The sequence below is a fragment of the Croceicoccus marinus genome, from assembly GCF_001661675.2.
Taxonomy (GTDB): Bacteria; Pseudomonadota; Alphaproteobacteria; order Sphingomonadales; family Sphingomonadaceae; genus Croceicoccus; species Croceicoccus marinus.
Genome location: NZ_CP019602.1, coordinates 543403 through 556204, shown reverse-complemented (window position 1 = coordinate 556204; position 12802 = coordinate 543403). Strand labels below are relative to the sequence as shown.

General features: G+C 67.2%; 12 protein-coding genes. 5 read left to right on the top strand and 7 right to left on the bottom strand.

The window, feature by feature from the left end:
- Positions 1-61: 61 nt before the first annotated feature.
- Entirely contained in the window at positions 62-637 is a 576-nt protein-coding gene (locus tag A9D14_RS02725) for a nucleotidyltransferase family protein (RefSeq protein ID WP_066842748.1), read from the bottom strand.
- Positions 634-1509, bottom strand: a complete 876-nt coding sequence (locus tag A9D14_RS02720) for an XdhC family protein (RefSeq protein WP_198302036.1) — start codon at positions 1507-1509, stop codon at positions 634-636. The genes A9D14_RS02725 and A9D14_RS02720 overlap by 4 nt, the downstream gene beginning before the upstream one ends.
- 83 nt (positions 1510-1592) lie before the next feature.
- Here A9D14_RS02720 and yghU point away from each other — a divergent pair, with 83 nt between their 5' ends.
- Positions 1593-2426, top strand: a complete 834-nt coding sequence (yghU, locus tag A9D14_RS02715) for a glutathione-dependent disulfide-bond oxidoreductase (RefSeq protein WP_066842744.1) — start codon at positions 1593-1595, stop codon at positions 2424-2426.
- On the opposite strand, the gene dcd is transcribed toward yghU, so the two are convergent.
- From dcd to A9D14_RS02700, 3 genes are all read right to left on the bottom strand, one after another.
- Positions 2427-2981, bottom strand: coding sequence for a dCTP deaminase (gene dcd / locus A9D14_RS02710; protein ID WP_066842742.1), 555 nt, complete (start codon positions 2979-2981; stop codon positions 2427-2429). It lies immediately after the preceding gene.
- 94 nt (positions 2982-3075) lie between these two features.
- Positions 3076-3807 (bottom strand): glycoside hydrolase family 25 protein, encoded by a 732-nt coding sequence (locus tag A9D14_RS02705; RefSeq protein WP_066842740.1) that lies wholly within the window; start codon positions 3805-3807, stop codon positions 3076-3078.
- A gap of 11 nt (positions 3808-3818) precedes the next feature.
- A complete protein-coding gene (locus A9D14_RS02700; RefSeq protein ID WP_066842738.1) occupies positions 3819-4301 on the bottom strand; it encodes a UPF0262 family protein in 483 nt (160 codons plus the stop codon).
- 242 nt (positions 4302-4543) lie between these two features.
- On the opposite strand from A9D14_RS02700, the gene A9D14_RS02695 reads away from it, so the two are divergent.
- Complete coding sequence (locus A9D14_RS02695) at positions 4544-5215, top strand: glutathione S-transferase family protein (protein WP_066842736.1); 672 nt, start codon at positions 4544-4546, stop codon at positions 5213-5215.
- An 89-nt stretch (positions 5216-5304) separates the two neighbouring features.
- On the opposite strand, the gene A9D14_RS02690 is transcribed toward A9D14_RS02695, so the two are convergent.
- Positions 5305-6252 (bottom strand): complex I NDUFA9 subunit family protein, encoded by a 948-nt coding sequence (locus A9D14_RS02690; protein WP_066848019.1) that lies wholly within the window; start codon positions 6250-6252, stop codon positions 5305-5307.
- 183 nt (positions 6253-6435) lie between these two features.
- On the opposite strand from A9D14_RS02690, the gene A9D14_RS02685 reads away from it, so the two are divergent.
- The 3 genes from A9D14_RS02685 to A9D14_RS02675 all read left to right on the top strand — a co-directional run bounded on the left by A9D14_RS02685 (position 6436) and on the right by A9D14_RS02675 (position 11532).
- Positions 6436-8649 (top strand): spermidine synthase, encoded by a 2214-nt coding sequence (locus tag A9D14_RS02685; RefSeq protein WP_066848011.1) that lies wholly within the window; start codon positions 6436-6438, stop codon positions 8647-8649.
- Between the two features lie 148 nt (positions 8650-8797).
- Positions 8798-10162 (top strand): amidohydrolase, encoded by a 1365-nt coding sequence (locus tag A9D14_RS02680; RefSeq protein WP_083987972.1) that lies wholly within the window; start codon positions 8798-8800, stop codon positions 10160-10162.
- A complete protein-coding gene (locus A9D14_RS02675) occupies positions 10159-11532 on the top strand; it encodes an amidohydrolase family protein (protein WP_066842734.1) in 1374 nt (457 codons plus the stop codon). Before A9D14_RS02680 ends, A9D14_RS02675 begins: the two co-directional genes overlap by 4 nt.
- 37 nt (positions 11533-11569) lie before the next feature.
- Here the strand turns inward: A9D14_RS02675 and A9D14_RS02670 are convergent, their stop codons facing one another.
- Positions 11570-12787, bottom strand: coding sequence for a mechanosensitive ion channel family protein (locus A9D14_RS02670; protein WP_066842732.1), 1218 nt, complete (start codon positions 12785-12787; stop codon positions 11570-11572).
- Positions 12788-12802 lie beyond the last annotated feature (15 nt).

Genomic DNA, 12802 nt, shown 5'->3' with positions numbered 1-12802 from the left:
CGAAATTCTTACCAATAGGTGACAGGGCATCTATTCAAGGGGCAATGTATCAAAGCCGCCACTAATCGTTCCGCAGGCGCCGAAGGTCGGCGGGCGTGTCGATGTCCGCGGCCTCGTCGGCGGGCAGGTCGACCAGCACCGGGCTGTTCGCCGGATCGCGCAGAACGTCTCGCGCGCCCGTGTCGCCGCCCTCTAGACCAAGCTGCCTGAACCATGACTTGCCGAAAACGGCAGGCGGGCCGGGCGGACCGCCCCGCACCACCAGCGCCGCCAGCGCATCGTCCCGGTCGGGGCAAGCCTGCAGCAGGCGGCCAAGGCTGGCGGCACGAAGCCGCGGCATGTCGCCCAGGGTTACCAGCAGGAAATCCGCCCGCGCTTCCTCCGCCGCGCGGGCCGCGAGTGCCAGCGAATGGCCCATGCCGCGTTCCGGAGCCGGATTGACGATTCGCATTCCCGGCACATCGCGGCCGGCCTGCACGACGACGCCCCGTTCCAGCCAGTCGAAGCCGTCAAGCGGCGCAAGCGCGGCGCCGAGCACGCTGCCGCCGCCAAATTGCTGCGAAAGCTTGTCGCCCCCGAACCGCCGCGCCAGCCCGGCGGCCAGCGTGGCGGCGAAGACGCGCCGTGCCTCGATCATTCGCCCGCTGCCTCATATGCCGCGACGATCTCGGCCAGCACCGACAATGCCAGCACCGCCGGGTCGCGCGCCTTGGGGATCAGCCCCACCGGCCCGTGCAGGCGTCCCTGCGCGCGGTCCGACAGGCTAAGCTCGGACAGATGCGCCAGCCGCGCCTCGCGCGTCAGCGCGCCGCCCTGCGCGCCGACATAGAATGCGTCGCTGGACACCGCCCAGGGGATGATCGAACGCTCCCATTCGTGGTCGTGGAACAGCACCACCACCGCGCTCCAGCGGTCAAGCGGCAGATCGGGCGCGGCCCCCAGCGACAGGCCCTGCGCCACGCCGCAACCCGCTTGCTCGCCAAAGGGACGCACTGCCGCGACGACCGCGCCATGCACCGCCGCCAGCCGCTCGAATGCGGCCAGTTCCGGCCCCGTGCCGATCGCGACGATGCGCAGCTCGGGCCGATAGGTGCGGCGGAACACACCGTCCGCCAGCGGCACCGTCAGCTCGGCATGCCGCCGCGCGTCGAGCGCGCCGACCGCCTGCGCCAGCCCCTCACGAGCCGGATCGGGATCGACCGTCACCGCGATGCGCGACCCGCAGGGCAGCCGCAGATCCATCGGGTCGCCCGCTCCGCCGAAATGCAGGAAGCGAGGCTCCCCTTGCGCCGCCGCCTCGGCCGCGTGATGCGCCAGCGCGGCTTCCAGGCAGCCATCCGCCATGCTGCCGGTGATCCCGCCATCGGGGCCGACCGCCAGCTGCGCCCCCACCCTGCGCGAGAAGCTGCCATCGATATGGGTGATCGTGCACAGCGCGGCATCCCCCCGCGCGGCGCGGCGAAGCGCCGCATTGTCGCTGTAGATCCCTGCGGCGATTGCGTCTGTCATCATCCACCCCATATCGCGACCACAGCGCGCAGTCACAAGCATGCGCAACCGCAGCAATCGAGATTTTCGCGAGGAGCCCCTTCATGAACGACGCCTACACGCCGCCCAAGGTCTGGACCTGGGACAGCGAGAACGGCGGCAAGTTCGCCGCCATCAATCGCCCCACCGCCGGCGCTCGGGAAGATCGCGAGCTGCCTGTGGGCGAGCATCCCTTCCAGCTCTATTCGCTGGGCACGCCCAATGGCCAGAAGGTGACCATCCTGTTCGAGGAATTGCTGGCGGCCGGGCACAAGGGCGCCGAATACGATGCCTGGAAGATCGACATATTGAGCCAGGACCAGTTCACCAGCGGCTTTGTCGAGGTGAACCCCAATTCCAAGATCCCCGCTCTGATGGACCGCAGCACCGGCACGCCGTTCCGCGTATTCGAATCGGGCGCGATCCTGCTGCACTTGGCCGAGACTTTCGGCGCGTTCCTGCCGGCCGATGGGCCGCAGCGCAGCGAAACGCTGTCATGGCTGATGTGGCAGATGGGCACCGCGCCGCTGCTTGGCGGCGGCTTCGGCCATTTCTACGCCTATGCGCCAGAGAAATACCGCTATCCGATCGACCGCTATACGATGGAAGTGAAGCGGCAGCTGGACGTGCTCGACAAGCACCTGGCAACGCGCGAATTCTTGGCGGACGACTATTCCATCGCCGACATGGCGATCTTCGCCTGGCACGGGCAGCTGGCGCTGGGCCGCCTGTACGACGCGGCGGAATTCCTCGACGTCGCGAGCTATGAAAACGTGCAGCGCTGGGCCAAGGCGATCGCCGAACGCCCCGGCGTCAAGCGGGGCCTGCGCGTCAATGCCTCATCCGACCGGGTGGAAGGCGCCGTGGACGAGCGGCACTCCGCCGCCGATCTCGACTGATCAAAGCCGGGGCAGCGTCACGCCGCGCTGCCCCATGTATTTGCCCGTCCGGTCGGCATAGCTGACCTCACACGGCTCGTTCCCCTTCAGGAACAAAAACTGGCACGCGCCCTCGTTCGCATAGATCCGGGCGGGCAGCGGCGTGGTGTTCGAAAACTCCAGCGTGACATGGCCTTCCCAGCCGGGCTCGAGCGGGGTGACGTTGACGATGATCCCGCAGCGCGCATAGGTGCTCTTGCCCAGGCAGATCACCAGCACATCGCGCGGCACGCGGAAATATTCGACCGTGCGGGCCAGCGCGAAACTGTTGGGCGGAATGACGCAGACGTCGGTCTTGCGGTCGACGAAGCTGTTGGCAGCAAAGTCCTTGGGATCGACGATGGCGCTGTCGACATTGGTGAAGATCTTGAACTCGTCCGCCACCCGCGCATCATAGCCATAGGACGACAGGCCGTACGAGATGCAGCCGTCGCGCCGCTGCGCCTCGACGAAGGGTTCGATCATGCCCGTCGCCTGTGCCTGTTCGCGGATCCACCGGTCCGAGAGAATCGCCATGTTCGCTCCAATATATCTGTTGCAACCGGTCTGCCCAATCGGCTGGCGCGGGGGCAAGCCCTGCGCGCCCGCTTCCTGTGCACGATCCCGGCCGTCAGCCCGTTTCGCCGCCGGGTTCGCGCCGCATCACCAGCCAGCCGACCGGCTCCTCCAGCTGATCCAGACGCAGCGCGCTGTTCGCGGTCCAGATCGCCCAGTCGCCGCCGGCATAGGCAGGCTCCTCGCGGTCCTGGCCCAGCCATAGCGCCCGCTTCGACCGCGCGCCGAAGCCATAGGCGGCCTCGAACGCCTCGCTCGGCGCCAGTACCGCGCGGCGGCCTGCATGCGCCTCGATCTGGTTCAGGAACGTGACAAGCTCGCTCTCCACCTCCGCCGCGCGCACCGGGCGGGGGCAGTCTTCGCCCAGTGCGTTAAGCTGGACGGCAGGCGGCAGCAGGGTGCGGTCCCGCGGGACCAGCGTGACGAAATTGGCCGATTGCCGGTCGGCGGGCACGCACGGGTCGAACACATGTACCGCGCCGAACGGGAGGCCCGAACGGCCCGCGCGCTCGCGCTCTTCGGCAAAGCGGTCGTTACGACCCGACGCCCCGCTGCTGGCGGTGGCATAGACGAAGCGCACCAGCGGCGTGCCGCCCTCGCCCCCCTCGGCCAGCGCCAGCACGGCGCGTGCATCGTGCCGCTCGTCCACCCAGGCGCCCTGCACCGGATAGCTGCCGTCCGCCGGTTCCCAGTGCGCGGCATGCCACCACGCCGACCCCGCGCCCGTCAGCAGGGCGCCAGCCAGCACGATCGCGCCCGCGCGCCAGATGCGCTTGCCTTTCGCCATGCCCGCCGCCGTCACCCGCGAATGTGCAATACGCAGATCAGCGTGAACAGGCGGCGCGCGGTGGCGAAATCGGTCTCGATCTTGCCTTCCAGCCGCTCCATCAGCAGTTCGGTCGCGCGGTTGTGAATGCCGCGCCGCGCCATGTCGATGGTTTCGATCTCGGAAGCGGTCGCCTTGCGGATTGCCTGGTAATAGCTGTCGCAGATCGCGAAATACTCGCGGATCGGCCTGCGAAAGCGCGCCAGGCCCAGCAGCAGCGTCTCAAGCTCTCCGCCTTCCTCGTCCTTGACCGAGATCGACAGCCTGCCGTCCACCACCGACAGCGCCAGCCGATAAGGCCCCTTGTGCCCCGCTTCCCACGATCGCACCGGCTTGAAGCTGTTTTCTTCGATCAGGTCGAAGATGGCGACGCGGCGCTCCTGCTCGATATCGGGATTGCGCCACGTGATCGTGGCCTCGTCCAGGGTGATGTCGGTGATGCGCGGATCGGACATAGGGCCGGTGCCATCGCAAATGGCAGCTTGCCGCACAAGCGCCAATGGCAAGAACTGCCCCGATCGCTGCACGGATGCGCCGCGGCCTGCCGCCAACAGTCTATGAACAGGGGAACTATTATTGGTAAGGCTTGTTGACGGGCACCGGGGGCAGGCGTCTATCGCTTGCGGTGGATCCGCGCCGGGCGGGATCAGGACGAAGACCGGCGGGATCGGCAAACGAGGGACGATTTCCAGGGGCCATGTGGCGGCTACATCATTTCGCATTGTGTCCGTTCAGCCGCAAGCTGCGCTTGCTGATGAGCGAGAAGGGCGTGCCCTACACGCTCGAGCCCGAGAATCCTTGGGCGCTGCGCGAGGAATTCTACCTGATCAACCCGGCGGGCCGCACCCCCGCCATGCGGCATGAGGACAAGGACCTCGTGCTGGCGGACAGCCGCGCCATCGCAGAATATCTGGAAGAAACGGTCGAGAAGAACCCGATGATTAACGGCCCGGCCGCAAATCGGGCAGAAATCCGGCGGCTGGTCGCCCTGTTCGACGAGAATTTCTGGGGCGACGTCACCGCCCCGCTGCTGACCGAACGCTATGCCAAGCGCGTGGTGCTGCGCCAGACGCCCGATTCGCGGGCGCTGCGCGATGCGATGCGGCTGGCGGACCAGCACCTCGATTACTGCGATTACCTGATCGACCATCGCCGCTGGCTGGCGGGCGCAACGATGAGCCTGGCGGACCTCACCGCGGCGGCGCAGATCTCGGTCGTGGATTATCTGGGCGGGATCGACTGGCGCGGGCACGAATCGACGCGCGGCTGGTATTCTGTGCTGAAAAGCCGCCCCAGCTTCCAGCCTCTGCTGTCGGACCGCGTCGATGGCGCGCTGCCGCCGCGCCATTACGCCGACGTCAACGCCTAGGCGCGAACCCGTCGGAATTCGCGCCGCCGGAATGCGGCGCCCTCAGATGTCTCGCCCTTCAGATGTCGCGCCCTTCAGATGTCGCGCCCTCAGATGTCCCGGTCGTCGCTGAACCGGCCGTGCTTGCGATAGCGCACCATCCAGCGTTCCAGGAACAGGCTCATCGGGCGGGGCTGGATGCCCAGCCTCATCAGGCCCGGCATGTCGCCGCTGGCGGTATTGCCCTGCGACAGCATCGCATACTGGTCCGAATTGATCGGCGCGCCGGGGATGAAGCCCGAGATGCTGGCGATGCCCGAACCCACCATGTCGGGCAGCGGCACGAAATGGCGCTTGCGGCCCTGCGCGGCGGCGATCCGCTCGTTCAGCTCCATCATGGTGACGGTTTCGGGACCCGCGATTTCATAGGTCTTGCCGCCATGCTTGCCCGGATCCTCCAGCGCCGACACGACCGCTTCTGCCGCATCGTCGACATAGAGCGGCTGCAGCTTCGCATCAGGCGCGAACACCGGCAGCACCGGCATGGACGAGATCAGACCGCCGAACATGTTGAGGAAATTGTCGTCCGACCCGAACAGGATCGAAGGGCGCAGGATGGTCGCCATCGGAAACGCGTCCAGCACGCGTATCTCGCCCTCGCCCTTGAACTTCTGGTAATCGATGGATGAATTCGGATCCGCCCCGATGGCCGAGATATGGACCATGGCGCTGCAGCCCTTGTCCGCGGCGATGCGCGCGACATCGCCCGCGCCCGTGCCCATGATCGCGTTCAGATTGCCCGAAAACGCGCCGACCAGGTTCACCACCGCGTCTGCGCCGTCGATCACGGCGTTCAGCGACGCCTCGTTCGTGATGTCGGCGCGGGCGAACTGGATCTGCCCCAGATTGGCCAGCGGCCTCAGCGAGAACGCGTCCTTCGGATTGCGCGCCGCCACGCGCAGCCGCGCGCCCCGTTCCAGCAGGGCCTGCGCGACATGGGTCCCGAAAAAGCCACTGCCGCCGATCAGCGTGACCAGCCTGCCCTTCAAAACCGACATGTCATGCCCTTTGCTTGCACGGCCCAACCGGCCGCCGTTCATCATCAGGCCCGCGCCTTAAGCCAAGCGCGCCCCATCCTGCAACTGCCGAAACATCATTGGTGTTCTCAAGTCCGTGCGCGCAGGTGGATTGCACGCGCGCGCCAATCGCCTATGCATGGCATCGATGAAGGCGCTGCCCAGATGATCGAACTGACCGCCGACCGGGCCGGCACCGCGCCGGCACGGCAGAACCTGTTCGTCGCCACGATCCTGGTCGGCAGCTTCCTGCTGTTCCTGATCCAGCCGATGGCGGCGCGCTTCGCGCTGCCCGTGGTGGGCGGCGCGCCCAATGTCTGGAACAGCGCGATGCTGGTGTTCCAGCTGCTGCTTCTGGGCGGCTATCTCTACAGCCATGCGATCGCGCGCCAGCGGATGCGCCGGCAGGTCGTGCTCCACCTCGCGCTGCTGGTCGCCGCCGCGCTGACCCTGCCGATCGCGCTGGCCGAACTGCCGCCCGCCGCGCCGGGGTGGGAGGCGCTGTGGGTGCCCGGCCTGTTCCTGCTGTCGATCGGGCCGGTGTTCTTCATGCTGTCGTCGCAGGCATCGCTGATGCAGCGCTGGTTCGCCGCCTCGCTCGATGCGGGCGATCCCTATGTGCTGTACGGCGCATCCAACCTGGGCAGTTTCGGCGGGCTGATCGCCTATCCGCTATTGTTCGAACCGACCATGCCGCTGGCGGTGCAGAGCCTGCTGTGGAGCGCGGGCTTCGTCGCGCTGATCGCGATGGTCGCCCTGGCCGGATGGTCGCGCTGGAACGCCGGCACCGATTTCCAGGAATATGTCTCCCCCGACGACCGCGAACGCGAGGCACCCGCGGTGACGCCGCGCCTGCTGGCGCTGTGGATCGCGCTGGCGGCGGTGCCCTCGGGCCTGATGCTGTCGACGACGACCCTGCTGACGACCGACGTCATGGCCGCCCCGATGCTGTGGGTGATCCCGCTCGGCCTCTACCTGCTCAGCTATACTGTCGCCTTCAGCGAGGAGGGCACGCTGGCCGAGCACCTGTCGACCATCGCCCCCATCACCCTGCTGTTCGTGGGCGCGCTGGCGCTGTCACCGGCGGGGCAGGCCAGCATGGAGATTGCGCTGGCGATGGCGGTGCTGCTGTTTTTGGTCGCGGTCGCGCTGCACAAAAGGCTTTTCGACCTGCGCCCCGATCCGCGCCACCTGACCCTGTTCTACCTGATGACCGCGACCGGCGGGGCGCTGGGCGGCATCTTCAGCGCGCTGATCGCCCCGGTGGTGTTCGACTGGATCTATGAACACGCCATATTGCTGATCACCGCCGCCATGCTGCTGCGCCCGATCGAACTGCCCTTCGTCTCCGCCTTCTGGCGCCGGGGCGGCTGGCTGCCAGTGGCGGCCGGGGCGCTGCTGCTCGCGCTGGCGGCGTGGCTCGCCTATGAACTCTCGCTCGCCGCCGTGTACGGGCTGAACGCAAGGGTGGCGGGGTTCATCGGGCTGATCGCCGTCATCGGCATCATCGTCGGATCGCAGCGCTGGCTCTATGTCGCGGTGCTGTCGCTGCTGATGCTTGGGCATCTGGGCTGGTCGACCATCCAGTCCAGCATCGACGGGCAGCGCGCGCGCAGCTATTTCGGCGCCTATCATATCGAGAATTCGGCCGATGGAGAGCTGCGCTATCTGACCCACGGTACCACGCTGCACGGCCAGCAGTTCATCGATCCCGACCGCGCGACCGATCCCACCAGCTATTACGGCACCACCTCGGGCGTCGGCATCGCGATGCGCCATGCCGCGCCCGATGCCCGGGTCGGCGTCGTGGGCCTCGGCGTCGGGACGCTCGCCTGCTATCGCAAGCCGGACCAGCGCTGGACCTTTTTCGAGATCGACCGGCAGGTCGTCGCCTTTTCCGAAGCGGGGGCGTTCACCTTCCTGTCGGATTGCACCCCCGACGCACGCATCGTGATCGGCGACGCGCGCATCGCGCTGGACGATCAGCCGGCGGACAGCTTTGACCTGCTGGCGATCGACGCATTCTCATCCGACGCGATTCCCGTGCATCTGCTGACGCAGGAGGCGTTCGCGATCTATGGCGATGCACTGGCTACCGACGGCCTGCTGCTGGTCCATGTCTCGAACCGCTATCTCGACCTTGCGCCGATGGTCGCCGCTCTGGCGCGGCGGGGCGGCTGGCATGGCGCCATGCGGATGGATACCGACGACCTTGGCCCCGGCATGACGCCCTCGCTGTGGATCGCGCTGACCCGCGACAACGAAAGCCATAACCGGCTGATAGAGGACAGCGAGGCGGAATGGTCGCAACTGCCCCCGCCCAGCGAACAGGCGTGGACCGACGACAATGCCTCGATCCTTCCGCTGATCCGCTGGTGAAGGCACTTGACCAGGATGCCCCGCGCAAGAGATAGGTTCATCGGTTACCATTTCGCACCTGCGATCGCGTAACCGGCCCGCCGCATCCCCGCGCCGGGTCGCTGCCCCGCCCGACCCTTTCAGGAAAGAGAGGTTGCTCTTGCCTTCCATCCGTTTCGCCGCCCGGGCCGCCTTGCTGGCCTGCGCCGCCGCAGCCGTCTCGGCATGCGCCGCAGACCAGACCGGCACGCAGTCGGCGTCCGCCGCGCCGCCCGTGTCGAACCCCTATCCCTCGACCTATGCCCCCTATCCGGACCGCCCCACCGCTCTGGTCGGCGCCACCGTCTTCGACGGACTTGGCGGCGAAATGCGGAATGCGACCGTATTGTTCGAAAACGGCCGGATCACCGGCGTGGGCGATGCCTCGCTGGGCGTGCCGGCGGGCTATGACCAGATCGACGGAACGGGCAAATACGTGACCCCCGGCGTCATCGACATCCACTCGCACCTTGGCGACTATCCCTCGCCCGACGTCGGCGCGCACAGCGACGGGAACGAGGCGACATCGCCCACCACGCCCGAAGTCTGGGCCGAACATTCGGTCTGGCCGCAGGACCCCGGCTTTTCGCGGGCCCTGTCGAACGGCGGGGTGACCAGCCTCCAGATCCTGCCCGGTTCGGCGAACCTGATGGGCGGGCGTTCGGTGACGCTGAAGAACGTGCCCGCGCTGACCGTGCAGGGCATGAAATTTCCCGGCGCGCCCTATGGCCTGAAGATGGCCTGCGGCGAGAACCCCAAGCGCGTCTATGGCGGCAAGGGACAGGCACCATCGACCCGAATGGGCAATTTCGCGGTCAACCGGCAGACCTGGATCGACGCGCAGGCCTATGACGGGACCGATCGCGACCTGGCCAAGGAAACGCTGAAGGCGGTGCTCGACGGCGAGATCAAGATCCACAACCATTGCTACCGCGCGGACGAGATGGCGCTGGTGATCGATATGGCCAAGGAATTCGGCTACACCGTCTCCACCTTCCACCACGCGGTCGAAAGCTACAAGATCGGCGACCTGCTGCGCGAGAACGACATCTGCTCGGCGGTCTGGGCCGACTGGTGGGGCTTCAAGATGGAAGCCTATGACGGCATCCTGGAAAATGCCGCCCTGATCCAGAACGCGGGCGCCTGCGTCGTCATCCACTCCGACGATCAGGACGGCATCCAGCGCCTGAACCAGGAAGCTGCCAAGGCGCAGGCCGCGGGCCGCCGCATCGGCATCGACATCTCCGATGCCGCGGTTATCGGCTGGATCACGCACAACCCGGCCAAGGCGATGGGCATCGCGGACGAGACGGGCAGCCTGGAAATCGGCAAGGCCGCCGACGTGGTGCTGTGGAACGGCGACCCGCTCTCGGTCTATTCCCGGCCCGAGAAGGTGTGGATCGACGGCGCGCTGATGTTCGACGCCAACGATCCGAAACGCCGCCCCGTCAGCGATTTCGAACTCGGCCAGCCCGGTGCGGGAGACGTGAAATGAAGATGCTTGCAAGCGCGCTCGCGCTCTCCGTCGCTCTCGTGTCCCCTGCCATCGCGCAGGACCTGGCGATCACCGGCGCCACGGTCGCCACCGGCGACGGCAGCGAACCGATCCAGGACGCCACCGTCGTCGTGCGCGGCGGCAGGGTGGTCGCCGCGGGCAGCGGCGTTGCCGTGCCCGCCGGGGTCCCGGTCATCGACGGCACCGGCAAATGGGTCACGCCCGGCCTGTTCTCCGCCGTGACCGACCTCGGCCTGTGGGATGTCGGCGCAGTCGAGGAAAGCGACGACCGCGAGGCGGAGGCTTCGCCCTTTTCCGCATCGCTCGACATGTCGGTCGCGATCAATCCGGCATCGCAGCACATCCTTGTCAGCCGCATGGGCGGGGTGACCCGCGCGACGGTGATCGGCCAGCCGGGCAGCTCGATCTTCTCGGGCCAGGGAGCGATCATCGACCTGGGCGAGGATCCCGACACGGTCACCCGTGCGCGCGCGTTCCAGTTCATCAACCTGGACGAGACCGGTGCGCGGCTTGCGGGCGGCAGCCGCACCGCGGCCCATGCGTTGCTGCGCAACGCGCTGCGCGAGGCGCGCGACTATGGCAACCGGTCGGGCATCGCGGGCACCGCATCGCGCCCCGAAGCTGTCCGGACCGGCGACGACCTGCCGATCGACCCGCGCATGGTGGATAACGAGACGCAGCGCGGCGAGGACGTGCTGCTGACCCGCTTCGATGCCGCCGCGCTGGTGCCGGTGGCGAACGGGTCGCAGCCGCTCTACGTGCAGGTCGACCGCGCAGCCGACATCCGCGCGGTGCTGGCGCTGAAGAACGAGTTCCCGCAGCTCGACCTGGTGCTTGTCGGCGTGCACGAAGGCTGGCTGGTCGCCAGCGACATCGCGGCGGCGGGCGTGCCCGCGGTCGCCTTTGCGCTCGACGACCTGCCCGTCGCGTTCGAGGAACTGGCCGCGACGCAAAGCAATATCGGCCGCATGAAGGACGCGGGCGTCACCGTCGCCATCGGGCCCTTCACCGACGATTTCCAGCCGCGCTTCGCCCCGCAGTTCGCGGGCAATCTGGTGGGGCTGCAGAAAGTGCCCGGCGCCACCGGCCTGACCTGGGGCGAGGCGTTCGCCGCCATCACTTCGGTACCTGCGAAGATCGCGGGCATGGAAGGACAGGCGGGCGTGCTCGCCCCCGGCGCGCATGGGGATGTGGTCATCTGGGACGGCGATCCGCTCGAACTGTCCTCCGCGCCGGAACGCGTATGGATCGACGGGGTGGAGCAGCCGCTCGACAACCACCAAAGCGCATTGCGCAATCGCTACCGCGACCTCGACCGCAGCGAGCTGCCCAAGGCCTACGACTGGTAAGCGGCCTGCCGACCGGCGCGGCGCCATGCCGCGCCGGTCACCCCTTGGGACCAGTCCCCGCCAGCCCGGCGCGCATGTCCATGCCGCTGGGCTGCTGATACAGCTGCAGTCCGAACTCGGGCAGGATCGCGATCAGGTGATCGAAGATGTCCGACTGGATCCGCTCATAATCGCCCCACACGGTGGTGTCGGTAAAGCAATAGATTTCCAGCGGCAGCCCCTCCGGCTCGGGCGGTAGCTGGCGGACCATCACCGTCATGTCGTCGCGAACATGCGGATGGCGATGCAGATAGGCACCGACATAGGCGCGAAACGTGCCCATATTGGTCAATCGCCTGGCGTTGACCGGGCTGTCCCCGGCATTCTTCGCGTTCCACTGCGCCAGTTCGGCCTGCTTTTCATCGAGATAATCGGCCAGGATGCGAAAGCGCCGGACATCGGCGCTTTCCTCGTCGGTCATGAAGCGGATCGCGCTCTGGTCAACATGGATGGCGCGCTTGATGCGCCGCCCGCCCGCTTCCTTCATCCCGCGCCAGTTGCGATAGCTCTCGGTGATGATCCTGTAGGTCGGGATCGTCGTGATCGTCTTGTCGAAGTTCTGCACCTTCACCGTGTGCAGCGCGATGTCGATCACGTCGCCGTCGGCGTTCATGGACGGCATCTCGATCCAGTCACCCACGCGCAGCATGTCGTTCGAGGCGATCTGGACCGACGCGACCAGCGACAGGATCGTGTCCTTGAACACCAGCAGCAGCACGGCGGCCATCGCGCCCAGGCCCGACAGCAGCAATAGCGGCGACCGGTCCATCAGCGTCGCGATGGCCAGGATCAGCGCCCCGCAATAGACCGCGATCTTGACGACCTGGACATAGCCCTTGATCGGGCGGTTCTTGGCCTCGGGCCGGCGGGCGTAAAGCTCGTTCACATAGGACAGCGCCCCGCTGATCGCGAAGGCGATGAACACCACGATCAGCGCGTTGCAGACATTGTGGACAAGCACGACAAGCCCCGGCGGCAGATTGGGCACCAGATAGATGCCATTGCCCACGATCAGCGCGGGCACCACGTTCGCCAGCCGCGCCGCCGCCCTGTCCGCGGTCTTGCTCCGCCGGTCGAGGAACGGCGCGGCAAGGCGCAGCAGCACGTGCTTGATCAGGAAATTGACGATTGCCGCCGCCAGCGCCAGCAGCGCCAGGCCGATCGCCGACTGCGCCCAGAGCGGCTGTTCGTGGAAAAGCGTGTAGAATTCCGACATGGAACGGGCGGATGC